This window comes from Sulfitobacter sp. S223 (genome assembly GCF_025143825.1).
In the GTDB taxonomy this organism is placed as follows: domain Bacteria; phylum Pseudomonadota; class Alphaproteobacteria; order Rhodobacterales; family Rhodobacteraceae; genus Sulfitobacter.
On record NZ_CP083560.1, the window covers coordinates 355,698 to 380,161 of the forward strand.

The 24,464-nt window shown below is 57.2% G+C and carries 28 protein-coding genes; 16 read left to right on the forward strand and 12 right to left on the reverse strand.

What is annotated here, in order from left to right:
- The first annotated feature begins 12 nt into the window (after window positions 1-12).
- The 3 genes from K3757_RS01725 to K3757_RS01735 are packed head-to-tail and all read left to right on the forward strand — an operon-like array spanning window position 13 to window position 2,349.
- Complete coding sequence (locus tag K3757_RS01725; protein ID WP_259998727.1) at window positions 13-1,200, forward strand: GNAT family N-acetyltransferase; 1,188 nt, start codon at window positions 13-15, stop codon at window positions 1,198-1,200.
- A complete protein-coding gene (locus K3757_RS01730; protein WP_259998729.1) occupies window positions 1,197-1,487 on the forward strand; it encodes a 4a-hydroxytetrahydrobiopterin dehydratase in 291 nt (96 codons plus the stop codon). Before K3757_RS01725 ends, K3757_RS01730 begins: the two co-directional genes overlap by 4 nt.
- 4 nt (window positions 1,488-1,491) lie before the next feature.
- A complete protein-coding gene (locus tag K3757_RS01735) occupies window positions 1,492-2,349 on the forward strand; it encodes a mechanosensitive ion channel family protein (protein ID WP_259998731.1) in 858 nt (285 codons plus the stop codon).
- A gap of 67 nt (window positions 2,350-2,416) precedes the next feature.
- Here the strand turns inward: K3757_RS01735 and K3757_RS01740 are convergent, their stop codons facing one another.
- Window positions 2,417-2,905: a peroxiredoxin gene (locus K3757_RS01740; protein ID WP_259998733.1), complete on the reverse strand. Its 489-nt coding sequence runs from the start codon at window positions 2,903-2,905 to the stop codon at window positions 2,417-2,419.
- Window positions 2,906-2,994: 89 nt separating this feature from the next.
- Between K3757_RS01740 and K3757_RS01745 the strand changes: the two genes are divergently transcribed.
- Both K3757_RS01745 and rsmD read left to right on the forward strand, forming a co-directional pair.
- The gene (locus K3757_RS01745; protein WP_259998735.1) at window positions 2,995-4,203 is read left to right on the forward strand and encodes an NAD(P)/FAD-dependent oxidoreductase; all 1,209 of its coding nucleotides are present in this window, start codon (window positions 2,995-2,997) and stop codon (window positions 4,201-4,203) included.
- The gene (gene rsmD / locus K3757_RS01750; RefSeq protein WP_259998737.1) at window positions 4,200-4,751 is read left to right on the forward strand and encodes a 16S rRNA (guanine(966)-N(2))-methyltransferase RsmD; all 552 of its coding nucleotides are present in this window, start codon (window positions 4,200-4,202) and stop codon (window positions 4,749-4,751) included. Before K3757_RS01745 ends, rsmD begins: the two co-directional genes overlap by 4 nt.
- 111 nt (window positions 4,752-4,862) lie before the next feature.
- On the opposite strand, the gene map is transcribed toward rsmD, so the two are convergent.
- Window positions 4,863-5,684, reverse strand: a complete 822-nt coding sequence (map, locus tag K3757_RS01755; RefSeq protein ID WP_259998739.1) for a type I methionyl aminopeptidase — start codon at window positions 5,682-5,684, stop codon at window positions 4,863-4,865.
- Window positions 5,685-5,701: 17 nt separating this feature from the next.
- Window positions 5,702-6,415 carry a DNA/RNA nuclease SfsA gene (gene sfsA, locus K3757_RS01760; protein ID WP_259998741.1) on the reverse strand — a complete coding sequence of 238 codons (714 nt, stop codon included), beginning with the start codon at window positions 6,413-6,415 and terminating at the stop codon, window positions 5,702-5,704.
- A 46-nt stretch (window positions 6,416-6,461) separates the two neighbouring features.
- Here sfsA and K3757_RS01765 point away from each other — a divergent pair, with 46 nt between their 5' ends.
- The 4 genes from K3757_RS01765 to K3757_RS01780 are packed head-to-tail and all read left to right on the forward strand — an operon-like array spanning window position 6,462 to window position 9,422.
- Window positions 6,462-7,181, forward strand: a complete 720-nt coding sequence (locus K3757_RS01765; RefSeq protein WP_259998744.1) for a molybdopterin-binding protein — start codon at window positions 6,462-6,464, stop codon at window positions 7,179-7,181.
- Complete coding sequence (locus K3757_RS01770; RefSeq protein ID WP_259998746.1) at window positions 7,178-7,897, forward strand: GNAT family N-acetyltransferase; 720 nt, start codon at window positions 7,178-7,180, stop codon at window positions 7,895-7,897. Before K3757_RS01765 ends, K3757_RS01770 begins: the two co-directional genes overlap by 4 nt.
- An 11-nt stretch (window positions 7,898-7,908) precedes the next feature.
- Window positions 7,909-8,478 carry a peroxidase-related enzyme gene (locus K3757_RS01775; RefSeq protein ID WP_259998748.1) on the forward strand — a complete coding sequence of 190 codons (570 nt, stop codon included), beginning with the start codon at window positions 7,909-7,911 and terminating at the stop codon, window positions 8,476-8,478.
- Window positions 8,475-9,422 (forward strand): OmpA family protein, encoded by a 948-nt coding sequence (locus K3757_RS01780; RefSeq protein ID WP_259998749.1) that lies wholly within the window; start codon window positions 8,475-8,477, stop codon window positions 9,420-9,422. The genes K3757_RS01775 and K3757_RS01780 overlap by 4 nt, the downstream gene beginning before the upstream one ends.
- Window positions 9,423-9,514: 92 nt before the next feature.
- Here K3757_RS01780 and K3757_RS01785 read toward each other — a convergent pair whose 3' ends face one another.
- The 3 genes from K3757_RS01785 to K3757_RS01795 all read right to left on the reverse strand — a co-directional run bounded on the left by K3757_RS01785 (window position 9,515) and on the right by K3757_RS01795 (window position 13,664).
- On the reverse strand, window positions 9,515-10,420 hold the full coding sequence (locus tag K3757_RS01785; protein ID WP_259998751.1) for a LysR family transcriptional regulator: 906 nt from the start codon (window positions 10,418-10,420) through the stop codon (window positions 9,515-9,517).
- A gap of 147 nt (window positions 10,421-10,567) precedes the next feature.
- Window positions 10,568-11,503, reverse strand: coding sequence for a CorA family divalent cation transporter (locus tag K3757_RS01790; protein ID WP_259998753.1), 936 nt, complete (start codon window positions 11,501-11,503; stop codon window positions 10,568-10,570).
- Between the two features lie 133 nt (window positions 11,504-11,636).
- The gene (locus K3757_RS01795) at window positions 11,637-13,664 is read right to left on the reverse strand and encodes an NADPH-dependent 2,4-dienoyl-CoA reductase (RefSeq protein ID WP_259998755.1); all 2,028 of its coding nucleotides are present in this window, start codon (window positions 13,662-13,664) and stop codon (window positions 11,637-11,639) included.
- Window positions 13,665-13,816: 152 nt separating this feature from the next.
- On the opposite strand from K3757_RS01795, the gene K3757_RS01800 reads away from it, so the two are divergent.
- Window positions 13,817-14,299, forward strand: a complete 483-nt coding sequence (locus K3757_RS01800; protein WP_259998757.1) for an RNA pyrophosphohydrolase — start codon at window positions 13,817-13,819, stop codon at window positions 14,297-14,299.
- Entirely contained in the window at window positions 14,296-14,781 is a 486-nt protein-coding gene (locus tag K3757_RS01805) for a hypothetical protein (RefSeq protein WP_259998759.1), read from the forward strand. The genes K3757_RS01800 and K3757_RS01805 overlap by 4 nt, the downstream gene beginning before the upstream one ends.
- On the opposite strand, the gene K3757_RS01810 is transcribed toward K3757_RS01805, so the two are convergent.
- Genes K3757_RS01810 through nth form a run of 3 tightly spaced genes read right to left on the reverse strand, consistent with a single transcriptional unit; the run spans window position 14,774 to window position 17,006 of the window.
- On the reverse strand, window positions 14,774-15,364 hold the full coding sequence (locus K3757_RS01810; protein ID WP_259998761.1) for a GNAT family N-acetyltransferase: 591 nt from the start codon (window positions 15,362-15,364) through the stop codon (window positions 14,774-14,776). The genes K3757_RS01805 and K3757_RS01810 overlap by 8 nt on opposite strands.
- Complete coding sequence (locus tag K3757_RS01815) at window positions 15,364-16,356, reverse strand: adenosine kinase (protein WP_259998763.1); 993 nt, start codon at window positions 16,354-16,356, stop codon at window positions 15,364-15,366. Before K3757_RS01815 ends, K3757_RS01810 begins: the two co-directional genes overlap by 1 nt.
- Complete coding sequence (nth, locus tag K3757_RS01820) at window positions 16,353-17,006, reverse strand: endonuclease III (RefSeq protein WP_259998764.1); 654 nt, start codon at window positions 17,004-17,006, stop codon at window positions 16,353-16,355. The genes K3757_RS01815 and nth overlap by 4 nt, the downstream gene beginning before the upstream one ends.
- A 62-nt stretch (window positions 17,007-17,068) precedes the next feature.
- On the opposite strand from nth, the gene K3757_RS01825 reads away from it, so the two are divergent.
- The 3 genes from K3757_RS01825 to K3757_RS01835 all read left to right on the forward strand — a co-directional run bounded on the left by K3757_RS01825 (window position 17,069) and on the right by K3757_RS01835 (window position 19,456).
- Window positions 17,069-17,935 carry a bifunctional helix-turn-helix domain-containing protein/methylated-DNA--[protein]-cysteine S-methyltransferase gene (locus tag K3757_RS01825; RefSeq protein WP_259998766.1) on the forward strand — a complete coding sequence of 289 codons (867 nt, stop codon included), beginning with the start codon at window positions 17,069-17,071 and terminating at the stop codon, window positions 17,933-17,935.
- A 133-nt stretch (window positions 17,936-18,068) separates the two neighbouring features.
- Entirely contained in the window at window positions 18,069-18,746 is a 678-nt protein-coding gene (locus K3757_RS01830; RefSeq protein ID WP_259998768.1) for an OmpA family protein, read from the forward strand.
- Between the two features lie 167 nt (window positions 18,747-18,913).
- Window positions 18,914-19,456: an NADPH-dependent FMN reductase gene (locus tag K3757_RS01835; protein ID WP_259998770.1), complete on the forward strand. Its 543-nt coding sequence runs from the start codon at window positions 18,914-18,916 to the stop codon at window positions 19,454-19,456.
- Here K3757_RS01835 and K3757_RS01840 read toward each other — a convergent pair.
- Complete coding sequence (locus K3757_RS01840) at window positions 19,453-19,851, reverse strand: VOC family protein (RefSeq protein WP_259998772.1); 399 nt, start codon at window positions 19,849-19,851, stop codon at window positions 19,453-19,455. The two genes, K3757_RS01835 and K3757_RS01840, sit on opposite strands and share 4 nt — an antisense overlap.
- A complete protein-coding gene (locus K3757_RS01845) occupies window positions 19,848-20,879 on the reverse strand; it encodes an FAD-binding oxidoreductase (protein WP_259998774.1) in 1,032 nt (343 codons plus the stop codon). The genes K3757_RS01840 and K3757_RS01845 overlap by 4 nt, the downstream gene beginning before the upstream one ends.
- Before the next feature lie 58 nt (window positions 20,880-20,937).
- Between K3757_RS01845 and mnmD the strand changes: the two genes are divergently transcribed.
- Both mnmD and K3757_RS01855 read left to right on the forward strand, forming a co-directional pair.
- Entirely contained in the window at window positions 20,938-21,597 is a 660-nt protein-coding gene (gene mnmD, locus K3757_RS01850; protein WP_260001163.1) for a tRNA (5-methylaminomethyl-2-thiouridine)(34)-methyltransferase MnmD, read from the forward strand.
- On the forward strand, window positions 21,594-22,463 hold the full coding sequence (locus K3757_RS01855) for a DMT family transporter (RefSeq protein ID WP_259998776.1): 870 nt from the start codon (window positions 21,594-21,596) through the stop codon (window positions 22,461-22,463). Before mnmD ends, K3757_RS01855 begins: the two co-directional genes overlap by 4 nt.
- Here K3757_RS01855 and K3757_RS01860 read toward each other — a convergent pair.
- Window positions 22,428-24,404, reverse strand: a complete 1,977-nt coding sequence (locus K3757_RS01860; RefSeq protein WP_409202566.1) for a lytic transglycosylase domain-containing protein — start codon at window positions 24,402-24,404, stop codon at window positions 22,428-22,430. The two genes, K3757_RS01855 and K3757_RS01860, sit on opposite strands and share 36 nt — an antisense overlap.
- Window positions 24,405-24,464: the final 60 nt, after the last annotated feature.

A 24,464-nucleotide genomic window follows, 5' to 3' on the forward strand; every position in this document is an offset into this window, starting at 1 on the left:
AGGAAGAGCCACATGTGCGCCCAAGAGGTAGAGATCAGGATCATTGGATCGCTGTCAGAAATTGACGCGACCGAATGGGATGCTTGTGCCTGTCCCGAAGCTGTGGACGGCGCGCGCCCGAATGACCCGTTTACCACGCACCGGTTTCTCAAGGCGTTGGAGGATAGCGGCAGCGTAGGTGCTGGCACAGGGTGGCAGCCCCAATATCTGACAGCCTGCATTGAAGGGCAAATCATCGCAGTGGCCCCGCTTTATGCCAAATCACACAGTCAGGGCGAATATATCTTTGACCACTCCTGGGCCCATGCCTATGAGCGGGCGGGGGGACGTTATTACCCCAAGTTGCAGATCGCAGTACCTCATACCCCTGCCACTGGTCGGCGATTCCTGACCCGACCAGGATTTGAGGAGGCTGGCTTTGCTGCTTTGGTGCAGGGTGCCGTGCAACTGACAGAGAACAACGGGCTCAGCTCGCTCCATGCGACGTTTTGTACGGGCGAAGAAGCTGCCCGCGCGCAAGAATTCGGCATGATGGCCCGCAAGAGCCAACAGTTTCACTGGCGCAATCAGGGCTATCCCGATTTCGACGCGTTTCTGAATACGCTCAGCTCGCGCAAGCGCAAGAATATGCGCAAAGAACGCGCAACGGCCCAAGCATTCGGCGGTACCATTGAAACATTCACCGGCGATGATTTGCGACCCGAACATTGGGACGCCTTCTGGGTCTTTTATCAGGATACGGGGGCACGCAAGTGGGGCCAGCCATACCTCACGCGGCGCTTTTTCGACATAGCCCAAGAAGTGCTGCGTGATGACATGGCATTGGTGTTGGCGGAACGCGATGGCCAATGGATCGCAGGCGCGTTGAACTTTATTGGCGTTGATGCGTTGTACGGCAGGTATTGGGGCTGCATAGAGCACCATTCATGCCTGCATTTCGAACTGTGCTACTATCAGGCCATAGATATCGCAATTGCGATGGGGCTGCGCACTGTCGAAGCGGGCGCACAAGGCGAACACAAACTGGCGCGTGGCTATCTGCCGACGCCTACGTGGTCGCTACACTGGATGCGTGATCCGGGGTTTTCCCGCGCAGTTGGTGAATATCTGGAGGCCGAGCGTGCCGCCGTGGACGAAGAAATAGAGGTGCTGACAGAGTACGGCCCCTTCAAGAAAGCAGAAGTCGAGGAACAGGAATGACAGAGAAATTAAGCGCCGAGACACGCGGGGCTCTACTGGACCCGCTGTTGACCAACGGATGGTCTATGGTCGAAGACCGCGATGCGATTGTTAAAACCTACAAGTTTGACGATTTCGCAGATGCATTCGGTTGGATGACGCGCGCGGCATTCTGGGCCGAAAAATGGAATCATCATCCCGAATGGCAGAATACATACAACAAGGTGACGGTAACCTTGACCACGCACGACGTAGACGGGCTTAGCGCTCTTGATGCGAAACTGGCACGTAAGATGGACGGACTTTGAGACGATGGAATCTTTAGACAATTTGATGCAGACTGAAATCTGGAACGGCAACACGTTTGCGGATCTTTTCACGATAGACTTCTTGGCCTCAGCCGCCGGTTCCGTGCTGGGCGCTTTGGTCATCCTTCTTATAGGCTGGATGGTATCCGCGTGGCTGCAACGCCGGATCGTCAACCTTAGTAAAAAGCATCGTCATCTCGATGATATGCTGTTCGAATTCCTGGCGTCGATCGTCCGCTATGTCGTGATGGGCTTCACAATTCTGTTCGTGCTCAACACGTTCGGTGTACAGACGACGTCTGTCGTAGCAGTCATTGGTGCGGCGGGTTTGGCTATCGGCCTTGCTTTACAGGGGACACTTTCAAACGTTGCAGCGGGCGTCATGTTGATCCTGTTTCGTCCGATCAAGATTGGTGACTTTGTAGAAGTTGCAGGCATGATGGGGACGGTTAAGGCGATCAGCTTGAACTTTACGGAGCTGGCAAATCTAAGCAACGCTCAGGTGATCGTGCCGAATTCCGAAGTTTGGGGAAACATCATCACCAACTACACCACCAATGACAAGCGACGTGCCGAATGGACGTTTGGTGTGGGATACGGGGCTAACCTCAAGCAAGCAGAAGACATCATTCGCGAGACGATCATGGCAGATTCCCGTTCGAACGCCGAGCCGGAGCCGTTTATTCAGGTGACAAACCTTGGCGATAGCTCGGTCGATTTTCTGGTGCGTGTCTGGTGCGATGCGTCAGAGTATTTCGCCTATCGCGCGGATATGACCCGAAAAGTGAAAGAGGCGCTGGATAATGCTGGCGTGGATATCCCCTTTCCGACGCGTACGATTTATCAGGCAAAGGCCAGCTAAGGCTGCGGCCAGTAATAGAGTTTGTCAAAGTGAACAGGGCCGCATCAACTGCGGCCCTGTTTTCGTCTTACATGTTGTCCAGCAGGCTCTCGCCGCCCGAGATGTCGCACACACCGGGGTTTTCTTCGGGCTGGAACAAGGTCACCTTGTTGTCTTCGACCAGCATGGCGTACCGCTTGGAGCGGGCGACAAGACCGGCGGGAGCAGCATCAAAATCCATCCCGAGCGCTTTGGTGAATTCCGAAGACGCGTCTGCCAGCATGGTGATACCGGCTGCGGTTGCGCCGGTGGCTTCACCCCATGCTTGCATCACAAAGGGGTCATTGCACGAAACGCAGATGATTTCGTCCACGCCTTTGGCATCAAATTCGCCTTTGGTCCGCACAAAGCTGGGCACATGTGCTGAGTGGCAAGTGGGCGTGAATGCACCTGGAACGGCGAATATGACAACCTTGCGGCCTTTGGTCTTGTCGCTCATGTTGACCGGAGCCGGACCTTCGGCACCCATTTGTACCAGCGTGGCGTCAGGCAGTGTGTCACCTTGTGAAATCGGCATTTGCTCACCTTTCATGTGATTGCGTTTGTCCTTGTGCCAGATATAGGTTCTGAAAGCAGGCAGGGCCAGTGTTTCAAGGGAGATTATCCATGCGCCATATCGTTGTCATCGGAGCAGGGCAGGCTGGCTCATCTTGTGTGGTCAAGCTGCGCAATGGTGGGTTCGATGGGAAGATTACCCTTATCGGCGCAGAGCCGCAGCCGCCGTACCAACGTCCACCGCTGTCCAAGGCCTATCTGATGGGCGATATGGCGCTGGAGCGGCTGTATCTGCGGCCCCTGAGTTTCTACGCTGAGCAGGGGATCGATCTGATACTGGATGCGCATGTCGATGCCATTGATACTGTGAACAAACAAATTGCGGTTAATGGTGGGATGCTCGCATATGACGATCTTGTTTTGGCGACAGGTTCAGTCCCGCATCGTTTGCCTGCTGCCATTGGCGGCGACCTTGACGGTGTGCATGTAGTGCGCAGTCTGGCCGACGTGGATGCTATGGCACCGCGCTTCGTAGCAGGCGCGCGGGTGTTGATCGTTGGCGGCGGCTACATCGGGCTGGAGGCCGCGTCGGTTGCGGCCAAGCTGGGGCTGACTGTAACGTTGGTCGAAATGGCGTCGCGCATTTTGCAGCGTGTTGCGGCCCCTGAAACGTCTGCCTTTTTCCGTCAGCTTCACAAAAGCCACGGTGTAGATTTGCGCGAAGGCGTCGGCTTGGGGCACTTGACCGGAGAGGGCGCTGTCAGCGGTGCTGTTCTAACCGATGGCACCGAATTGACGGTTGATTTTGTGATTGTTGGAGTGGGCGTGGCGCCCGCCGCTAGCTTGGCAGAGGCTGCCGGAATTGCCTTAGACAACGGGATTGCCGTTGATGCGCAGGGGCGGACCAATGTGCCACATGTTTGGGCGGCTGGTGATTGTGCCTCCTTCCCCTACCATGGAGATCGCATCAGGTTGGAAAGCGTGCCAAACGCGATTGACCAGTCCGAGGTCGTGGCCGAAAATTTGATGGGTGCCGAGAAGGATTATGTTGCAAAGCCGTGGTTCTGGTCGGACCAGTATGATGTGAAATTGCAGATTGCTGGATTGAACACGGGCTACGACAGGGTGGTGACCCGCGGGGCCGCGCCGGGGCCTGTATCGTTCTGGTATTATCAGGGTGAGAAATTGCTGGCTGTAGATGCTGCGAATGACCCGCGCGGCTATATGGTGGGCAAAAGGTTAATTGAAAGCGGCAAGTCTCCCTCCGCTGATCTGGTCGCGGATAGCGAATACGATCTCAAGGCGCTTCTTAAGGCATGAGGATCATCTCGGGAAAATACCGTGCAACGAGATTGGCCGAGGTAGGCGAGGGCGATGCTGCGGCACATTTGCGCCCGACCTCTGACCGAGTGCGTGAAAGCCTTTTCTCGATGCTGACCCACCTGAATGTGATCAACGGGGCGCGGGTGCTGGATCTGTTTGCAGGAACCGGCGCGCTTGGACTTGAGGCACTATCGCGCGGTGCCCGTGAGGTGATGTTCGTCGAGAACGGTCGCGTGGCGCAAAAGCTTATCAGCGAGAATGTGAAAAAGCTGAGGGTGGAGGATAATACTACCGTCATGCGCAATGATGCCACCACGCTGGGTGCGTGGACTGCCGAACCTTTCGATCTTGTTTTTCTTGATCCACCCTACGGTAAGGCCATGGGTCAAAAAGCCTTGGCCGCAGCGGTGAAGGGCGGGTGGCTGGCCCAAGGGGCAACCGTTGTCTGGGAAGAGAGCGCGCCGATGGACGCGCCTGACGGGTTTACCCGGACGGACCGGCGCAAATTCGGCGATACGCATGTGACCTTGCTGACGCGCGATTGAGATCACTGGCTGTCAGTCAGCTGACTGGGGTACAAAAACAAGAAACGCGCCATCAGCAATGGCGCGTCAAATTTTCAAAAGCCCAGTTCAGCCATTAGGAGGCCTGACCCGTCAATAAGTAGGGTGGAATTTCCCCGCAGGGGAGAGGGTGAAAATCTCGTACCCGTCTTCTGTCACGCCGATGGAGTGTTCGAATTGCGCTGACAGAGATTTGTCGCGCGTTACCGCAGTCCAGTCATCAGCAAGGGTCTTGGTCTCGGCGCGGCCCAAATTCACCATAGGCTCGATTGTGAAGAACATGCCCGGTTCCAGCACGGGCTTTGTGCCGGGTTTGCCGTAGTGCAGAACATTGGGCGGTGCATGGAATACACGCCCCAGACCGTGACCGCAAAAATCTGTGACAACCGACATGCGATGGCCTTCTACAAATGTCTGGATGGCATGGCCGATATCGCCAAAGGTATTGCCCGGTTTAACCGCTTCGATCCCCCGCATCAGTGCTTCATGCGTGATATCGATCAGGCGCTCTGCCTTTCGGGACAACTTTCCGGCCACATACATTCTGGATGTATCGCCGAACCAGCCGTCGACAATTACCGTCACATCGATGTTGAGGATGTCACCGTCTTTGAGCTTTTTATCACCGGGGATGCCGTGACAAACGACATGGTTCACCGAGATGCAGCTGGCATGCTGATAGCCCTTATAGCCAATGGTCGCAGATTTCGCACCGGCGGCGTTGACCTTTTCTTCGATAATCCGGTCAATCTCGGCGGTGCTCTGGCCTACGAAAACGTGCTCGGCGACCTCATCAAGGATTGTCGCGGCAAGTTTGCCTGCGGCGTGCATACCTGCGAAATCCGCAGCTTCGTGAATGCGGATGCCATCTTTTGTCGTGCGACCCTTATGGATGTCTGTCACCGGTCTCTCCATGGTTTGTTGGCGCCTGTTTAGCGCGGCGGGTGGCCAAGGGCCAGAGGCCCTGCAAGCGTGATGCCTGTTGGGGTGATGTGTGTGCCAATACACATGGTTTCTACGCCTGCTTTTGTAGCATCTGCATGGGCTGCGGCGTATGTCGGATCAATGTCTGCGGCTATATCGACACAGGTGCAGTCCGTTCGCTGTACCAGATACAGCAGGACTGCGCGGTGTCCTGCCCGCGCGACCTCTGCCAGTTCTGCCATATGCTTTGCGCCGCGGGCGGTCACGCTGTCAGGGAATTCAGCCAACGGAGGTTTGCGGCACAGCGTGACGGATTTCACTTCGACGTAGGCATCGGGCAGGCCTTGCGCCTTTAGCAAGAAATCCACGCGGGAGTTCGTCCCGTACTTCACCTCTGGTTGCACATGCGTATAGGCGCTCAGTTCTGCGACTTGCTGTTGTTCCAGCGCGCTGCGCAGAACGCGATTGGGCAGCGAGGTATCCACACCTGTCAGGTGGCCGTTCTCATGATCAACCAGACGCAGGCCGAATTTGAGCTTTTTCTTCGGGTCATCGTTGGGCTCAAGCCAGACTTTTGTTCCGGGATCAGCCAGCCCCATCATTGAGCCGGGGTTGGCACAATGAGCGGTAATCTCACGCCCGTCTTCCAACGTGCAATCGGCAAGAAAGCGTTTGTAGCGGCGGATAAGGCGGGCTGGAACAAGTTCGGTTTGAAAGCGCATGACATGGGGCTATACCGTAAGCGACACAGGCTCAAGGAGAGGCGCAATGACGAATCCAACTGCGGCAATGTTGGTGATAGGGGATGAGATCCTCTCGGGGCGCACACGCGACGCCAATATGCACCATTTGGCAGGACAATTGACCGAAGCAGGGATCACGCTGGCAGAGGTGCGGGTCGTCGCAGATGACCACGACGCGATCGTTGCCGCCGTGCAGGCGCTGTCCGAAGCCTATGACACAGTTTTCACTTCAGGCGGCATCGGTCCGACCCACGATGACATTACCGCTGACTGCATGGCTGCCGCTTTCGGTCAAAGCATTGATGTGCGCGATGATGCGCGTGCCATTCTTCAGGCGCATTATGACAAGGCCGGAACAGATTTGAATGAGGCGCGGCTGCGCATGGCGCGGATTCCCGCAGATGCCACATTGATCGAAAATCCTGTTTCCTCTGCCCCGGGTTTCACGATCGGAAACGTTCATGTGATGGCCGGTGTCCCCAGCGTTTTCACAGCGATGGTTGCAAGTGTTCTGCCAACGCTTACCGGCGGCGCACCGTTGATTAGCAAAACTTTGACAGTGCACCGCGGAGAAGGGGATATCGCCGGCCCATTGGGCGAATTGGCCCAAGCGTATCCTTCGCTTTCTATGGGCAGTTACCCGTTCATACGCGATGGCAGCTATGGCGCAAATATCGTTGTGCGCGGCCAGAATGAGGGCTTGCTGGATGAGGCGATGGCAAAGCTGACGGCGGCCTTCGCATGAACCCCGATGTAACCAAGCTTTATGAAGTAACAGAAGCCACATGGCCGCCGGCTCGAAGCTGGCGTCAGGGCCCGTGGACGCTGCGTGATGGTGCCGGCGGTGGCAAGCGTGTTTCAAGCGCTACGGCGAATGGACCCTTCGAGGAGGCGGACATTGATGAAGCCGAGGCTACCATGCGGGCGCATGAGCAACGGCCGCTGTTCATGATACGCGAAGGCGAAGCGGCATTGGACGCAGCACTTGCGGCACGCGGATATGACCTGATCGATGAGGTGATGCTGTATGTCACCCCGACCGAGACACTGATGGATAAGCCCATTCCGCGTGTGACCTGCTTCAACATTTGGGAACCGCTGGCGATTATGGCCGAGATTTGGGCACAGGGCGGTATCGGGCCCGCACGGCTGGCTGTTATGGAACGGGTGCAGGTGAAAACAGGCATCCTGTCGCGCTGGAACGAAAAACCGGCTGGCGTGGCATTTGCAGGGGTGCATGACGGTGTTGCCATGGTGCACGCTGTCGAAGTTCTGCCGCACCAACGCAAACAGGGCGTTGCCGAATGGATGATGCGGGCTGCCGCATTTTGGGCGGCAAACCATGGTGCCACCCATTTGGCGGTTCTTTGCGTGACCCAGAACAAACCCGCCAACGCGCTGTATACCAAGCTGGGCTTTACGCCCGCCGGCACGTATCATTACCGCCAATACCCTGAATAAAGGAGCCTATCATGGCTGATGAAGCCCCCACCGCCCTAGACCTTCCAATGGTTGATCCCCTGCCACCGGCCACGCAGAAATACTTCGACATTTGCACGGAAAAGCTCGGGATGATCCCGAATGTGTTGCAGGCCTATGCCTTTGATATCGAAAAGCTCAACACGTTCACGGCGCTCTACAACGACCTGATGCTCGGTGACAGCAACCTCAGCAAGCTTGAGCGCGAGATGATCGCGGTCGTGGTGTCTGCTGTGAATCGGTGCTTTTACTGTCTGACTGCCCATGGTGCTGCTGTGCGCGAACTTTCAGGTGACCCGATTCTGGGAGAGACGCTGGTAATGAATTACCGCGTTGCCGATCTGGATCCAAAAACGCGGATGATGCTGGACTTCGCTGTCAAGCTGACCGAGGCGCCAGAGATCATTGAAGAAGACGATCGCGATGCCCTGCGCGCGGTAGGTTTCTCTGACCGTGACATCTGGGACATTGCCTCTGTTGCGGCATTTTTCAACATGACCAACCGCGTGGCCAGTGCCTCTGACATGCGTCCGAATAAAGCTTATCACGCTCAATCCAGATGAGATTGAAGCTTGGTGCGCTGCTGATCTTATTGGCGGGGGCAGCTCATGCAGTTGAGCTGCGCCTGCCGACGGGTGCGCGCCAGATGATTGCGCGCGATACGGTGAAAGATCAGTTCTCGGCACCCGTTGCGCCCTACACGCAGGGAACTCTGCCGGTGCGCGTGATCGAGGGGCCGGTTCTGCGCAGCGCGTGGCGGGTGGATGTGGCCGATCTTACGCCGCTCCAATTGATCGCGCCCTTGCGCGCGCAGTTGGAGGCAGAGGGGTTTCGCGTAGTCTTGGATTGCGAATCCCAGGTGTGTGGTGGCTATGATTTCAGGTTTGAAACCGAAGTGCTGCCAGCGCCAAACATGTATGTGAACCTGCGCAGCTATCATGCGCTTACCGCTTTTCTGGGGCCGCAGGATGCCCCCGGGCAGGCTGTGAATATCATCGCCAGTAGCTCCAGCGGCGCGTCCTTTGTGCAGATCATTCAAGCCGGAGTCGCCGCGGAAGAGTCTGCGGTTCAGCCGGTGGCATCTGTTCCAGAGGCAGTAACGCCAGTAAGCGAGCCGCCGGTAGCCGAAGTTGGCAGCGTTGCACAGTCGTTGACGCGGGACGGTCATGCGGTCCTTGCAGCGCTGGATTTTGAAAGCGGCACGTCGGATTTGGGGCCGGGGCCGTTTGCGGTTCTTGAAGAACTGGCTGGCGCGATGCGCACAAATCCCGACATGCGCATCGCACTGGTCGGGCATACCGACAATGTCGGCAGTCTGGAGGGGAACGTTGCCCTGTCGGTTAGCCGCGCGCGATCAGTGCGGCAACGCATGATTGATGCCTACGGGATCGCACCTGCGCGATTGCAAGCACAGGGCATGGGGTTTCTCGCACCCTACACGACCAATGCAACCGAAGACGGCCGCGAGGCCAACAGGCGCGTTGAAGCTGTGGTGTTGGCCGAATAGACCGTTATCAGTAGCTCCAAAGAAAAAGCCCCGGAAACGCTCGCGCGAAACCGGGGGAAGTGCACCAAGGGAAATGGTGTCGGGTATCTGGCTTACCAGTCGCTTGGGCCTTTTTCGGCGAAAGCGTGGACCAGAAAATCGATAAATGCGCGCACTTTTGGCTGGGTGAAACGTCCTGGCGGATAGACTGCATAGATGCCTTGCGTCTCAATCGGAAGATCAGGGATCGCGTCTTCGATGAGACCCTTTTCCATCGCGTCCGAATAGAGAAAGCTGGGAAGATAGGCGATGCCAAGGCCAGAGATGGCAGCGTTCAGCAGGGATTGCCCATCATTGACTGACAGCCAGCCTGCGGTGCGCACTTGGCGTTTTTCGCCCGACGGTGCGGTCAGTTTCCAGACATTGCCGCTGGACTGGTTTGAATAATGCAGCAGCTTGTGATCGTTCAGGTCGTCGATCTTTTCAGGGCGACCATATTTCTCAAAATAGGCGGGTGAAGCGATCATGCGTTTGGTCGTCTCGGTGAGTTTGCGAGCCCGCAGGGTGCTGTCTTCCAGCTCCCCGATCCGCACGGCCATATCGAAGCCTTCAGAGATCAGTTCAACGTATCGGTTGTTAAGGACCATGTTGACGGTGATATCGGGGAAGTCGCCGAGAAACTCTGACAGCACAGGAGAGAGGTGGTTTACACCAAAATCTGTCGCGACTGAGATGCGCAGCAGACCAGAAGGCGCGGATTGCATCGATGTGACCAATGCATCTGCTTCACCGGCATCATTCAGAACCCGTCGCGCCCGGTCATAATAGGCAAGGCCAATCTCGGTCGGAGACACCCGGCGCGTTGTCCGGTTCAGAAGACGCGCGCCAAGGCGAGCCTCAAGGGAGGAGACATGTTTCGAGACGGCAGATTTCGAAATCCCCATCTTTTTGGCAGCGTCGGTAAAGCCACCCTGATCAACCACGGTGGCGAACGCTTCCATTTCTGTAAGGCGGTCCATGTTGCCGTCCCCTTCTATTCATATTTCAAGGGTGAGCTATGAAGTCCGAATGGGGCGCAATCTGGGCAGGGGTGAGACAGTAGCAAGGTAATTGCAGAACCGTTGCAAGGCGGGAAACAGGAGAACAGTGTGTTTCAGGCGCAAAAATCAGATCCAGCGCATGCGGCGAATGACCAGAACGAGGATCAACGCCAGCACGGTCATCGAGAGGCATAGAATAGAAAATGCCCACGGGCTGTCGATGCCGGGCATACCGCCGACGTTCACCCCGAACAGGCCTGTTAGAAAGCTGATGGGAAGAAAAATGCCTGCGCCGACGGACAAAAGGAAACTGTTGCGCGCCTGTCTGCGGGCGACATCAAGATCATGGTCATCCTGAACCGCAACCAAGCGGTCGCGAAGCGCGTCCAGTTCCTCCACGGCCATTGTTGTCCGGTTTGCCAGTTCACGCAGGGCAGGTCGGCTGTCAGGTGGCATAAGTGTTTCGGTCGCAAGTTTGTTCAGTGCAGCACGTTGAGGGTCTAGATACCGACGCAAGCGGATGACGCGTCGGCGGCTTTGGGTCAGCTCGGTCGGGATGGGGGTTTCGTCGTCCTCCAGATCGGCTTCGAAGAACTCGGTCAGCTTTGCAATGCTTGTGACCTCTGATTGCACGCGACCCGTCAGGCGGGTGACAAGTTCAGAGATGAATTGTGCCGGATGTGTAGGTGCCATTTGTGCCTGGGCGTTTTGGCGAATGTCCTCAATCGCGAAGACGCGGCGCAGGCGTACTGTAATCACGACAGCGTCCGTGACCCACATACGGATCGAAACCATTTCCTCGGCTGGTTGCCCATCGTTCATGTTAATGCCGCGCAGGTTCAGGATCAGCCCACCATCAAAGCCGTCACAGCGCGGACGGGTTTCAGGCTGCAGCAGGGCACCCGCGGGAATTTCCGGTAGATGGGTTTCGGTCCATTGATGCAAAAGAGGATCGGAGAGATCGAAGTGCCACCAGCGATAGCGTGCGGCACCCGTGAGGTTCGTGTCGGTGGGGATGGTTGTGCTGCCATCCTCAGCGATGTCGAAAACGCAGATCGGCATGGCGCGTCCTTTGTCTATGGCCTGTCCCATTGTCGACCTGCTGCGAGTGTGTTGCAAGTGCGGTTTGGGGTAAGGCCAGCGTTTCCCGGGAAAACGAGTCCCCCGGGATGCTTTCGACTAGACGAAACAGGGATCAGAGAGTGGCGGCCAGCCTTGTGCCCTGATTGATGGCGCGCTTGGCGTCAAGTTCTGCTGCAACGTCTGCACCGCCGATGACATGACATGTTTTGCCCATGGCCTCCAATGCATCAGCGAGCGACCGGTCAGAGAGCTGTCCAGCACAAAGCACCACAGTATCTGCGGGGATAACCTGCGGCTTATCACGGGCTTCGCCAAAGGAAATGTGGACGCCTTCGTCGTCGATGCGCTCATAGTTAACGCCTGCGATCATCTGGACATCCTTCATGGTCAGGGACGCGCGGTGAATCCAGCCGGTGGTTTTGCCAAGACCTTTGCCGGGTTTGGACGGCTTGCGCTGCATCATTGTAATTGCACGCGCTGGTTTATGCGGCTGCGGCCCTTCGGGTGCTAGGCCGGAGCGATATTCAGCTGTATCGGCGACACCCCATTCCTCCATCCATTCGGGCAGATTCAGTGTCGTGCTTTCACCATCGTGAACAAGGTGTTCCGAAACGTCAAAACCGATACCGCCAGCGCCGATAACCGCCACATGATTGCCGATTTTGGCATTACCTTTCAAAACGTCGATGTAGCTATAAACGTTATCACGGTTCTGGCCTTCGATCTGCGGATCGCGCGGCACGACGCCTGTGGCGATGATAACTTCGTCAAAATCGGTAAGATCGTTGGCAGAGACTTCGGTATTGAGCTTCACCTCGATACCATGGTGCGCAACCATGGTCCGGTACCAGTCGACAAAGCCCCAGAACTCCTCTTTGCCCGCGACTTGTTTAGCAAGGTTAAGCTGGCCGCCGATTTCAGACGCCCGGTCAAAAACGGTGACAGTGTGACCGCGTTCTGCCGCAGCGATGGCGGCTGACAGACCTGCAGGGCCTGCACCCACGACAGCGATTGTTTTGGCTGTTGCGACTGGTTCAAGGACCAACTCTGTTTCATAGCAAGCGCGCGGGTTTACCAAGCAAGACGAAATCTTGCCGCCGAATGTATGGTCAAGGCAGGCTTGGTTACAGCCGATGCAAGGGGCGATCTGTGCGGCACGGTCTGTTGCGGCCTTTATGACAAAGTCGGGGTCGGCCAGCATCGGACGCGCCATAGAGATCATGTCGGCGCAGCCGGTGGAAAGGACTTCTTCGGCGACGTCGGGGGTGTTGATGCGGTTCGACGCAATGAGGGGAATCGACACCTTGCCCATCAGCTTTTTCGTGACCCATGCAAAAGCCGCGCGGGGTACGGAGGTGGCGATTGTGGGTATCCGCGCCTCATGCCAGCCGATGCCTGTGTTAATGATGGTTGCGCCCGCTTTTTCGATTTCTTGCGCAAGCTGCACGACTTCTTCGAAGGTTGAGCCGTTGGGCACGAGGTCGATCATCGACAAGCGGTAGATGACAATAAAGTCAGGACCTACAGTCTCGCGTACGCGTTTTACGACCTCAATCGGCAGGCGCATACGGTTCTCATAGGAGCCGCCCCATTCGTCTGTGCGTTTGTTTGTGTGCGTCACGAGGAACTGGTTAAGGAAATACCCTTCCGAGCCCATGACCTCGACCCCGTCATAGCCTGCCTCTTGGGCGCGGCCTGCACAGGCGGCAATGTCCGCGATCTGTTTCTCGATACCGGCAGCGTCAAGTTCGGTTGGCGGGAAAGGAGAGATGGGGGATTTGATCGCAGAAGGGGCCACGCATTTCGGACCATAGGCGTAGCGGCCGGCGTGCAGGATTTGCATGGCGATTTTGCCGTCTGCCTCGTGCACCCGGTCTGTGACGATCTTGTGGTTTGCGACATCATCATCGCTGACCATCATGGCAGCACCAGGTAAAACCGACCCTTCAAGGTTGGGGCCGATGCCGCCTGTCACCATAAGGGCCACACCGCCACGCGCTCGTGCGGCATAGAATTCCGCCACACGGTTCCAGTCTTTGGTTTCTTCCAGCCCCGTATGCATGGAGCCCATAAGCACGCGGTTCTTCAAAGTGGTGAAGCCCAGATCAAGCGGGGCAAGCATATTGGGGTAGCTGGACATGGTGGAACCCTGTTTGGTTATGAATTTTGACGCAGCATGGCGGTGGTCTGTCACCTTGTCATTAAAAACGCCGCGTCAGGGCCGGGCTGCTTCCGGTCTAGGGGGGAGTGTTGTAGGGTCTGGTAAGCATCGGATTAGAGGACTGGACGGGCATGACACCGGAAGAGATCAAGAAGTTACCGTATCGGCCTTGTGTCGGGGTTATGTTGGTAAATGCGACTGGCGAAGTGTTCGTTGGGCAACGGTTGGACAGGGATACCGAAGCTTGGCAAATGCCGCAGGGCGGGGTCGATCCGGGAGAAGACCCGCGCGATGCGGCGCTGCGCGAGCTTGAGGAAGAGACTGGCATCACGCGTGATCTGGTGCGGGTCGAAGCGGAAACCGCTGAATGGCTGCCCTATGATCTGCCGCATGACCTTGTACCACGAATCTGGAAGGGGCGCTTTCGCGGACAGGAACAGAAATGGTTCTTGCTGCGCTTTCAGGGCCGCGATGATCAGGTCAAAATCCAGACTGAACATCCGGAGTTCAGCGAGTGGCGCTGGCTGGAGGCCGATGCGATGCTTGAAGGGATCGTTCCGTTTAAACGTGAAGTCTATGCGCGGGTGCTGGGCGAATTCGGTGAATTGCTTTGAAATCGGCGGTCTTCGCTCTGCTCATCGCCTGTATGCCGGTTGCGGCTACGGCATTGTCGTGCATGCCGCATTCGGTAGAGGCCGCGTTTCTGGAGGCGCAGGCAGACGAGGCGCTGTTTATCGTTGTCCGTGGGCAACTATCCTTTGATGATCAAAAGCTGCCTAAGGTTGACTTCGAAAACCAGCAGGCGACTCCGGAGATGACGCTGATTGAGGCACAGTTCACGGGAAATTCGTTGTCCCGTAACGGTTTTTCGACCCCGTTTGACCGACCGGTAACATTGGCGGTTGCCTGCTATGGCCCATGGTGCGCGAATGTTAAGGATAGCTCTGACGTTCTAGCGTTTGTAGAGCTTGACGCTGATGGCGAAGTGATCGCGACTAATCCTTGCGGCGGTTACCTATTTTCCAACCCCACGCAAAAGATGATCAGCGCGGTGAAAGCTTGCTTTGGTGGAAAAACCTGCAAGCCCTCTAGATGATCGGTATAGCCGGGCTAGCCGTTTTAGGGATCACGCCGGTTGTTCGCGGGTCATCGTCAATCTCGACCTCGCGTTTGTACGCTGTAAAACCTGAGCGGCGATAAAATTCCAAAGCTTGCGGGCTATCGCTTGTGCATGTGTGCACATGAAAGCGGTTGATGTCGGCATCCCATGCCCGCGTAATCGCCTGATTCATCAGATAGCGGCCTGCACCGGAGCCGATAAGCTTGAAGGTCAGGCCGAAATAGGCCAGCTCACATGCACCTGCTGTGCGGAAATCAAGTTCCAGCAGGGCTTCGTCGACGCCGTTTTTTGACAGGGTGAAAAAGGCGATTGCCGGATCGTCAAGGATGGCCTGAAGTGCGGTATCAGACAGTTTGTGCCGCCCGTACCAAAGCCAATCCAGCGTGCCGACGCGGGTGAAAATATCACGGTACCAGTCCAGTGTGGGCGTCACTTGGCGGAATGTGATGCCTTTCGGCAGCTCTATTTGTTTCGTGTCCGGGCGCGCGTGCATCTCAAGGTGCGTGACGATCACAGCCAACTTGTTTGGCGGCACATTATAAGATCCGTTTTCGAGCATTAGACGAGACCTTCACGCCGGAAAATCTCCATCATGTCCGTGGCCGGGCGCGGTCCGACGTGGGAGATTACTTCGGCACCACAGAGGTTGCCCATGCGTCCGCACGTCTCAAGGTCGCGGCCGGTTGCCATGCCGTAGATGAAGCCAGCGGCGAATTGATCGCCTGCGCCTGTGGCATCGACGGGGGTGATGCGGGCGGGGGCGGGGATGTCTACACGTTCACCTTCACGGATCAAGGTCACACCATCGCCGCTGCGGGTGCAGACCATGATTGGGCAGAGGGCGGCAGTTTTGGCCATGGCCTCTTCGAGATCATCGGTTTCGAACAGGGATTTGATCTCCGCTTCGTTGCCGATCACAAAGTCCAGCTCGTGTTCGATCATCTGAAGGAAGTCGGCGCGGTGACGCTCGACGCAGAAGGGGTCGGAGATGGTAATACCAGCCATGCCGCCGCCTGCTTTGGCCGCGCGGGCCGCTTCGCGGAAGGCGGTTTTGCCTGCGTCATGATCAAAAAGATACCCTTCGAGAAACATGATCTTGGCGTTGCCGGCAACTTTGGTCGGGACATCTTCGGATGTGAGGCCAGTGGAAATGCCCAAATAGGTGTTCAGCGAGCGTTCTCCGTCCGGAGTAACAAAAATCATGCAACGCGAGGTGGGGCGGTCGCCGCCAGCGACGGGCGGGTTCACGAAGTCGATGCCGTTGTCGGTCATGGCATCCGCATAGAATTTGCCCAACCCGTCATCGCGCACACGTCCGATAAAGGCGGTTTTCAGGCCCAATGCACCGACGCCCGCGATGGTGTTCGCCACAGCGCCACCAGGCGTTTGCAGGCGGTCGTTCATCGCAGCATAAAGTTGCTCTGCACGGTCCTGTTCGATCAGTTGCATGATGCCTTTGTCGATGCTCATGTTTTCGAGAAACGTATCATCCGCATGGGTGATTACATCTACAACGGCATTGCCGATCCCGACGAGGTCATAGGTCTTCATTCGGTTTTGTCCTTGTATTGGCAGAGGTCTTTGATGATGCAGGTGCGGCACTGTGGTTTGCGCGCCTTGCAGTGATAGCGGCCATGCAAGATGAGCCAGTGATGGGCATGAAGCTGGAAGTCGGCGGGGATGTTATCCTCGACTGCACGCTCCACGGCCTCGACGGTTTTACCCGGTGCGATGCCTGTGCGGTTGCCGACACGAAAAATGTGGGTGTCCACCGCTTGGGCGGGTTGGTGCCACCACATGTTCAGAACTACGTTCGCGGTTTTGCGTCCGACACCCGGCAGCGATTGTAGAGCTGCGCGGGAATTTGGGACCACGCCGTCATATTCATCCACCAATATCTGGCTCAGCTTGATGACGTTCTTCGCCTTCTGGCGGAACAGGCCGATGGTCTTGATATGCTCGGTCAGACCTTCGAGCCCCAGATCCAGCATTTTCTGCGGTGTGTCAGCGATTTGGAACAGGGCGCGGGTTGCTTTGTTTACACCGGCATCCGTGGCCTGCGCTGACAGGGCCACTGCCACGACAAGCGTATAGACGTTTACATGATCCAGCTCGCCTTTCGGCTCTGGTTCAGCCTCTTGAAACCGCTCCATTATGGCGCGGATGGTGTGATAATCGAGCTGTTTTGACGCTTTTTCCATGGGCGGAAGGTATGCGCATGTTTCGGGTCGCGTGCAAGCGGGCAGGGGCATATTATGGTTGTATGAAACAGATGCCGCAAAGTACGAATATTCCCGAGAACACCTACCACTACGGTGTCATTGCACGTGCGATCACACTGATTGACTGTGCCGAAGACCCGCTGTCGCTTGACGCGCTGGCCGCTCAGCTTGGAATGAGCACTGCACATTTCCAGAGGTTGTTCTCGGCGTGGGTTGGCGTTTCGCCCAAGCGCTATCAGCAATATCTGACGCTGGGCCATGCCAAGGCGTTGCTTCGTGCGCGGCTCACTACATTGGAAGCGGCGCACGAAGCGGGGCTGTCTAGTACGGGCCGTCTGCATGATCTTTTTGTGCGCTGGGAGGCAATGAGCCCCGGGGAGTACGCCAGTGGTGGGGCGGGGCTGGAGATTTCTTGGGGCTGGTTTGATAGCCCTTTCGGAGCCGTTCTGGTGATGGGCACTGACAAGGGGATTTGTGGCCTGTCGCTGGCAGCCGAGATGGGCGAGAATGCCGCAATGGCCGATTTGCGGGCGCGGTGGCCAGCCGCAACCTTTACCGAAAACCCGCAGCGGCTGCGCCCTTGGGTCTTGGCGGCTTTCGGAATGGACCGAACCCTTGATAAGGCTCCGCTATACCTCATTGGAGCACCCTTTCAGATCAAAGTATGGGAGGCGTTGCTAAAGCTGCCGGAGGGGCAAGTCACAACTTACGGTGAAATAGCCAAGGCCATTGGCACACCCAAGGCCGTGCGCGCGGTTGGTACGGCTGTCGGGCGAAACCCGATTGGGTATCTTATTCCCTGTCACCGGGTATTGCGCAAATCGGGTGAGCTGGGCGGCTATCATTGGGGGCTACCTATCAAACGCGCGATGTTGGGGTATGAGGCGGCGCGCACAGAGTGCCGCTGACACAGCTTTGGGTGCGCGGGTTGTCGCTTACTCTCCGCAAAGTGACGTGTTGTTGGGAACCTTTACGTTTTATATTGCGTTTATCGACAAGATGCTTCGCCCGAACGGAGCCGAAACAGTAAGGCAGTAAACTATGACTATTTTGAAATTCCCAGCTTTGGCCGCCATGGCGACAGTTGTTGCTTTGGGCGCTTGCACCACCCCTAACGGTTCAATTCTGGCGCCAGAAAGCGATCCGAACCAGCGTCTGAAAAATGGCGCACTGATTGGTGCCGGTGCAGGTGCCGTTATCGGTGCCCTGTCCAAGGGTGACGGCAACCGTGACAATGGCGCGCTGAAAGGCGCCCTTATCGGTGGCGCTCTTGGTGCTGGCGCCGGTGCGATCCTAGACAAGCAAGAACGCGACCTGCGTGCCAGCCTTGGCAACGACAACGTGACAATCAACAACACAGGCGACCGTCTGATTGTTACCCTGCCGCAGGACATTCTGTTCGCGACAGGCTCAAGCAACGTACGCCCTGATTTGCAGCGCGATCTGGGCGCGGTTGCGGGCAACCTTCAAGCTTACCCGAACTCGACCATCCAGATCATTGGTCACACAGACAGCGATGGCGAAGCCGCGTTCAACCAGCAACTGTCAGAAAGCCGCGCCAATGCGGTTTCATCTGTGCTGATTAGCAATGGCGTGTCACCAGCACGTATTCAGGCGTTTGGTCGCGGCGAAAGCCAGCCGATTGCGAGCAACCTGAACCCCCAGGGTAAGTCGCAAAACCGTCGTGTTGAAATCGTGATCCTGCCGAACGCAAGCTAACTCGGCAACACAAGACATGGAAAGCTCCGGTACCGCAGGGTGCCGGGGCTTTTATTTTGCGCCTTCTCTGCATGCTCGCACAGTGGCTGCGCGCAAGCCCCCCTTGAGCATGACGGCGCTAGCCACAATTTGCAGTGTAAGAAATTAATCGAACGAGGATCAATTCGATGGCACCTATAAAACTATTCGGCATCTCCGGCTCCCTGCGCAAAGGCAGCCACAATTCTCTGCTTTTGGCTGAGGCAGCACGTCTGTTTGGCGAAGCTGAATACACTGAGGCAGACGTGAACCTGCCACTTTACAATGGCGATGACGAAGAAGCACACGGCGTGCCTGCGGCGGTGGATGCGCTTGCCCGGCAGATTGCGGATGCAGATGCGGTTATCATTTCCACACCTGAATATAACAGTGGTCCGTCTGGCGTTTTGAAAAACGCGCTTGATTGGATCAGCCGGTCTCAGGTGAAGCCGTGGGGCGGTAAGCCTGTGGCGATTATGTCAGCGGCTGCGGGTCGATCTGGCGGTGAGCGGTCGCAGCGGATGCTTCGCAGCTTTATGGTGCCGTTCCGGACACGTATTCTGCAAGGGCCAGAGATCCATGTTGCAGCCAGTTATGAACAATTCGATGCCAACGGCCATCTTACCGGTGAGATTTACATCAAGGAACTGACAGAGCTGATGGAAGGGCTGCGCGCAGAGATTGCACGCTAAGCAAGCACGCTGATTTCGATAAGATTACCATCGGGATCGCGAACATAAAGAGAGTTGATAGGCCCGGTTGCACCTGTACGGCGCACCGGGCCTGTTTCGATCTGGATCGCCTGATCCGTCAGGTGCGTTTTCCATTCATCCAGTGACGTATCGCTTAGAAAACACAGATCGGCAGAACCGGTTTGGACGTTTCGCGCCTTCGGTTCAAATTCCGCTCCCTGCTGATGCAGGTTGATCTTCATATCGCCAAAGAACAGCGCATGGCGCGCGCTGCCGTCTGCCGCGGTAAAACCGGTATGCGTCATGCCAAGAACATGGGAATAGAATGCAAGCGTGGCGGGAATATCGGCCACCGTCAGCACCAAATGATCAAGGCTATTTAAACGGGGGCTCATAGGTTGTCCTCCACCCGAAAACCTTCGGGAATGGTGTCTGAACCGTCCAACAGCAGATCGGCCATGACATGGGCGACTTTGGGGGCCATGCCAAATCCGATTTTAAAACCGCCGTTTGCGATGAAGTGCCCCTGACGGTCGGGCCATGCGCCAAGCATAGGTGCCCGAGAGCGGGCGCGCGGACGCACACCGGCCCAGCGGGCGATGACTGGCGCGCCTTCAAGGGCAGGCACCGCTGCGCAAGCTGCTGCAATCACGTCATCAAGCTTCGTATCGGTGCTTTTGGGATCGTCATAGTCGCGCTCGGACGTGGAGCCGATCGCGACTGTGCCATCCAGATGCGGAATGACGTGCACGCCACCTGCAAAAAGCTGCGGCGCGCCTGCTGCATCATAGCGGAGCAGGGCGGCTTGGCCTTTTACGCCGTTGCCAACACTGCGTGTGTGATCACGATTCAATGCCTCAAGGCCCGCCACACCCGTCGCCCAGAGGACGGCACCTTTGTCTGTGCTCTCCGGCATCACCTCAACCCCAAAGCCACGCAATGCAGCGACAATTGCTTCGCAGGCCTGACGAGGGTGCAAATGCGCACTGAGGCTGTCGTGGATAAGGTGGCCATCAGGACTGTTTGGCTGCCAGTCGCCATGCTGGGCGGTGACAACCTCCCACGTTGCGTGGTCGCGCCACAGCTCACGCGCTGTCTCCGCGCGGCGCTGGGCCAAGACGTGGGCAGCTGGATCGGCAATGGGTTGGAGCCTGCCAGTCCTTGCGTATCCGGGATTCTTGACGCCTGCATTGGCGATTTCGGCCCAGAAGCTCTCTGCCATCAACAGGCTTTCTAGCTGGAAAGCCTTTTTCGGATTCCAGTTTTCAGGAACATGAGGGGCCAATGCACCGACGATACCGCCGCTGCTGCCTGCTGCAGCCCCGTGCGGATCAACGATCTGCACACGCGCACCACGCTGGCAGCAGACCCAAGCTACCGAAAGGCCAAAGATACCCGCGCCGCGAATGGTGATATCTGTCATTGCTCCTGCCTCCTTGATGGCGCAGATTGCGCTGAACATACAGGTACAGGGCATACACGTGCAGGACCAGACGGCACAGATAGAATGGCGTGACGGGCGGGTGCCTGTTTCAACGCGTTTTGACGACCCTTATTTCAGCATTGAAAATGGCATGGATGAAACCCGCCATGTTTTCCTAGCCGGAAATGACCTGCCTGAACGGTTTGCAGACGGCTTTCATGTGGCCGAGTTGGGGTTCGGCACAGGATTGAACTTTCTCGTGGCTTTGCAAGCCTTCCGTGCCTGCGGTTGCGGTGGCAAATTACGGTTTACCAGTTTCGAAGCCTACCCGATGGCTGTGGCCGATCTGCACGCGGCCTTGGGCGCATTTGAAGGTCTGCCAAGTGATCTGATGGAGGTGGATATGTTTCCCGCGAAACTGGATGGTCCTGATTTTGAGCTGCGTGTGATCTTGGGCGATGCACGCAAGACGCTCCCCGATTGGGATGGTCGCGCGGATGCTTGGTTTCTTGACGGGTTTTCACCCGCTAAGAACCCTGAACTTTGGTCACCTGAGCTGATGGCACAGGTGGCGGGTCACACAGCCGCGGGCGGTACGGCGGCCACATACACTGCTGCGGGGTTTGTCCGGCGCGGCTTGCAGGAAGCTGGGTTTGAAGTGCGCCGCGTTCAGGGCTATGGCCGCAAACGACACATGACACAGGCTGTCTTGAAATGAGCCAAGGCAACAACATCCCGCTGGGTATCATGTTGATGATCGCCACAACGCTTGTCTTTGCGGTGCAGGACGGCCTTTCAAGGCATTTGGCGGGCGAATACAATGTGCTCATGATCGTGATGATCCGCTATTGGTTCTTTGCGGCTTTCGTGATCGCGATCGCTAAACGGCGCGCAGGCGGCATATTGGTTGCGGCGCGCACGACACAACCGTTGATCCAGATCACGCGTGGGTTGCTGCTGTCGCTAGAGATCTGTGTGATGGTTGTCGCTTTCACGGTTCTGGGTCTGGTAGAAAGCCATGCCGTGTTCACCTGCTATCCGCTGTTGGTCGCGGCCCTGTCCGGTCCTGTGTTGGGTGAACGTGTCGGTTGGCGGCGCTGGGCTGCGATCGGTGTGGGATTCATCGGGGTGATGATTATCCTTCAACCCGGTCGGGAAGTGTTTGATGTACGCGCGCTAATCCCGCTGCTGGCGGCGGCGATGTTTGCAGTTTATGGCCTGCTGACCCGCTATGCGGGGCGGCGCGACAGCACTGCCACCAGCTTTTTCTGGACCGGAACTGTGGGGGCTGTTGCGATGACGGCGCTAGGCCTGTGGTTCTGGGAGCCGATGAGCGGTCGTGACTGGGTTTGGATGATCTGTCTGTGCTTTACCGGTGTGACCGGACACTGGTTGCTGATCCGCTGCTATGAGGTGGCAGAGGCAAGTGCGGTGCAGCCTTTCGCCTATCTCCAACTGGTGTTTGCCGCCACCATCGGCGTTACGCTGTTTGGTGAAACAGTCAGTGCCAATGTCGCCATCGGCTGCGCAATCATCGTGGCGGCGGGCCTATTCACCTTTTGGCGCGAACGCCTTCAACGTTGAGCCTGTCAGCTCTTCGTAGAAGGGGATCGGCAGGGGATCGAGCCCGAGCCGCGCGCGGTAAACAGGCAAGCTTTCGGTCACCCGCATGATGTAGTTCTGCGTCTCGCGGAAGGGGACCATTTCGATCCAGTCAACGACGTAAATGTCGCCATCACGCGGATCGCCGAATTGCTCCATCCAGCGGATCGGTCGGCTTGGCCCTGCGTTATAGCCTGCTGACATCATCACGACGTTGCCATCAAAGCGCCCGGCAAGTTCGGACAGATATTGTGAGCCAAGGCGCGCGTTATAGACGGGATCGGCCGTGAGCCTGTCAGTGGTGTGCTGAGGCAGAATGCCAAGGCCCTGCGCCACTTCCTTTGCTGTGGCGGGCATCAATTGCATCAACCCGCGCGCGCCCACAGAGGATTGAACCACGGGGTCAAATTCGCTTTCCCGCCGCGCAATGGCCAAAGTCATTTCAGGGGCCATCGGCAGGTCCGCTTCTCCGGCAGGATGAAGCGCATAATAGGCCGAGGCGATTTCGAGCCCGCGACGCGCTGCACGTTTGCCGATCATCACCGCAATATGGGGCTGCTCAACATCAATGGCTGCTTGCCCCAACAGTTCCAGATCCGGCTCAAGGAGCTGGTCTGCCAGATGGGTCCAGAAACGTTCGGCAAGGTCCATTTCGCCAGAGGCCTGCAACAGCAATCCGGCTTCAAACAACGGTGCCTTTGCAAGCGGACTGGTGCGCCAGTCCTGTGCAGGTGGCTCACCCCACAGCTTTTCCGGAAAGGGGATGCGCGCACGCTCAGCGGCCAGAATGCCATAGAATGAGGTCTGGAACTTGGCTCCCATAGCGTAGGCGGCAGTGGCGTTTTCATTATCGCCTGCTTCTTCCAGTGCGCGACCCTGCCAGTATCCTGCGCGGCCTTGGCTGATCGGCGATTCTACCGCGCTATCATGCGCCTTAAAGTGTTTCAGCGCGAGCGTTGGGTCTTTGAGGAAACGCAGTGCGATATAGCCCGACAACCATTCCAGATCCGCGAAGTCGGACCCTTCGGTCAGCCAGTGTTGTGAGGCCATCGCATACGCGCGTTTCGGATCGCCTGAACGCATCTCGTCGCGTGCTAGCGCACGGCGGCGGTTGCCCCATGCGGCCGGATTGCCTAGCCCTTCAACACTGCGCGAAGCCTCAAGCATCAAATCCTTGGCGTCTGTTTCACGTCCTTTGCGGATACGCCATTCAAACCGCGCGTGGTTCACGCCCCCAGTGATCTTAAGCGCAACTGGCAGGCTTTCGTAGGTATCAACAGCACTGTCCAGGCGGCGATAGAAAGCAATCCGCGATTCGGCGGCTTGCTCTGCTTCTTTGCTGGCAACGCCATACATCTGGCGCGCTTCGTCATATTCGCGTTCCCAAACCATCGCGTCCAGACGGGCGTCATGATGCGGTTTTAGAAGCTCTGCATAATCTTCCAGAAAGGCGGCCTGTGAATTGGCGTTCATTCTCATCGTGCGCCATGCAAGCACAACGTTGGCTTGTGCCGGACCGGTAAGCCCTTTCGCGGACAGTGCGCGGGCATGGGCCAAAACGCCCATCGGCGTTTGCGCGGGGTATTGATCGAAAAAGGCGATGATTTCCTCTTCGCTTTGCTTGATCACTTCTGGTTCCGACTGGCGCAGAAGATAATCCATGCCTGGCCAATCGGCGCGGCGGCCGAGGAAACTGGTAAGCTCGGCAAAGCTACCTTCGCCAGCACGCAGGCGATGCCAGACAATCACATCGCGTGCGACAGGGCCGTCGCGTTCGGCAATCCGCTCCGCCGCAGCAATATCGCCGCCCCGCAGGGCATCCATTGCCCAGCCTAACGGGCGTGGCCGTTGTTCGGCGGCGGCAGTGGAAGCAATGGCACAGACGAGCAACAGGCCGGTCAGATAGTGTCTCATGGCTTGCATTTCCTACCTCGCTCACAGTACAGCCTTGCAACATAGACTATATGTGCGCGGGTTCAATTC

Bases quoted from the DNA above. Each gene is read 5' to 3' on its own strand.
- K3757_RS01725 (WP_259998727.1), top strand. From the start codon at position 13: ATGTGCGCCCAAGAGGTAGAGATCAGGATCATTGGATCGCTGTCAGAA.
- K3757_RS01730 (WP_259998729.1), top strand. From the start codon at position 1,197: ATGACAGAGAAATTAAGCGCCGAGACACGCGGGGCTCTACTGGACCCG.
- K3757_RS01735 (WP_259998731.1), top strand. From the start codon at position 1,492: ATGGAATCTTTAGACAATTTGATGCAGACTGAAATCTGGAACGGCAAC.
- K3757_RS01740 (WP_259998733.1), bottom strand. From the start codon at position 2,905: ATGCCGATTTCACAAGGTGACACACTGCCTGACGCCACGCTGGTACAA.
- K3757_RS01745 (WP_259998735.1), top strand. From the start codon at position 2,995: ATGCGCCATATCGTTGTCATCGGAGCAGGGCAGGCTGGCTCATCTTGT.
- rsmD (WP_259998737.1), top strand. From the start codon at position 4,200: ATGAGGATCATCTCGGGAAAATACCGTGCAACGAGATTGGCCGAGGTA.
- map (WP_259998739.1), bottom strand. From the start codon at position 5,684: ATGGAGAGACCGGTGACAGACATCCATAAGGGTCGCACGACAAAAGAT.
- sfsA (WP_259998741.1), bottom strand. From the start codon at position 6,415: ATGCGCTTTCAAACCGAACTTGTTCCAGCCCGCCTTATCCGCCGCTAC.
- K3757_RS01765 (WP_259998744.1), top strand. From the start codon at position 6,462: ATGACGAATCCAACTGCGGCAATGTTGGTGATAGGGGATGAGATCCTC.
- K3757_RS01770 (WP_259998746.1), top strand. From the start codon at position 7,178: ATGAACCCCGATGTAACCAAGCTTTATGAAGTAACAGAAGCCACATGG.
- K3757_RS01775 (WP_259998748.1), top strand. From the start codon at position 7,909: ATGGCTGATGAAGCCCCCACCGCCCTAGACCTTCCAATGGTTGATCCC.
- K3757_RS01780 (WP_259998749.1), top strand. From the start codon at position 8,475: ATGAGATTGAAGCTTGGTGCGCTGCTGATCTTATTGGCGGGGGCAGCT.
- K3757_RS01785 (WP_259998751.1), bottom strand. From the start codon at position 10,420: ATGGACCGCCTTACAGAAATGGAAGCGTTCGCCACCGTGGTTGATCAG.
- K3757_RS01790 (WP_259998753.1), bottom strand. From the start codon at position 11,503: ATGCCGATCTGCGTTTTCGACATCGCTGAGGATGGCAGCACAACCATC.
- K3757_RS01795 (WP_259998755.1), bottom strand. From the start codon at position 13,664: ATGTCCAGCTACCCCAATATGCTTGCCCCGCTTGATCTGGGCTTCACC.
- K3757_RS01800 (WP_259998757.1), top strand. From the start codon at position 13,817: ATGACACCGGAAGAGATCAAGAAGTTACCGTATCGGCCTTGTGTCGGG.
- K3757_RS01810 (WP_259998761.1), bottom strand. From the start codon at position 15,364: ATGCTCGAAAACGGATCTTATAATGTGCCGCCAAACAAGTTGGCTGTG.
- K3757_RS01815 (WP_259998763.1), bottom strand. From the start codon at position 16,356: ATGAAGACCTATGACCTCGTCGGGATCGGCAATGCCGTTGTAGATGTA.
- nth (WP_259998764.1), bottom strand. From the start codon at position 17,006: ATGGAAAAAGCGTCAAAACAGCTCGATTATCACACCATCCGCGCCATA.
- K3757_RS01825 (WP_259998766.1), top strand. From the start codon at position 17,069: ATGAAACAGATGCCGCAAAGTACGAATATTCCCGAGAACACCTACCAC.
- K3757_RS01830 (WP_259998768.1), top strand. From the start codon at position 18,069: ATGACTATTTTGAAATTCCCAGCTTTGGCCGCCATGGCGACAGTTGTT.
- K3757_RS01835 (WP_259998770.1), top strand. From the start codon at position 18,914: ATGGCACCTATAAAACTATTCGGCATCTCCGGCTCCCTGCGCAAAGGC.
- K3757_RS01840 (WP_259998772.1), bottom strand. From the start codon at position 19,851: ATGAGCCCCCGTTTAAATAGCCTTGATCATTTGGTGCTGACGGTGGCC.
- K3757_RS01845 (WP_259998774.1), bottom strand. From the start codon at position 20,879: ATGACAGATATCACCATTCGCGGCGCGGGTATCTTTGGCCTTTCGGTA.
- K3757_RS01855 (WP_259998776.1), top strand. From the start codon at position 21,594: ATGAGCCAAGGCAACAACATCCCGCTGGGTATCATGTTGATGATCGCC.
- K3757_RS01860 (WP_409202566.1), bottom strand. From the start codon at position 24,404: ATGCAAGCCATGAGACACTATCTGACCGGCCTGTTGCTCGTCTGTGCC.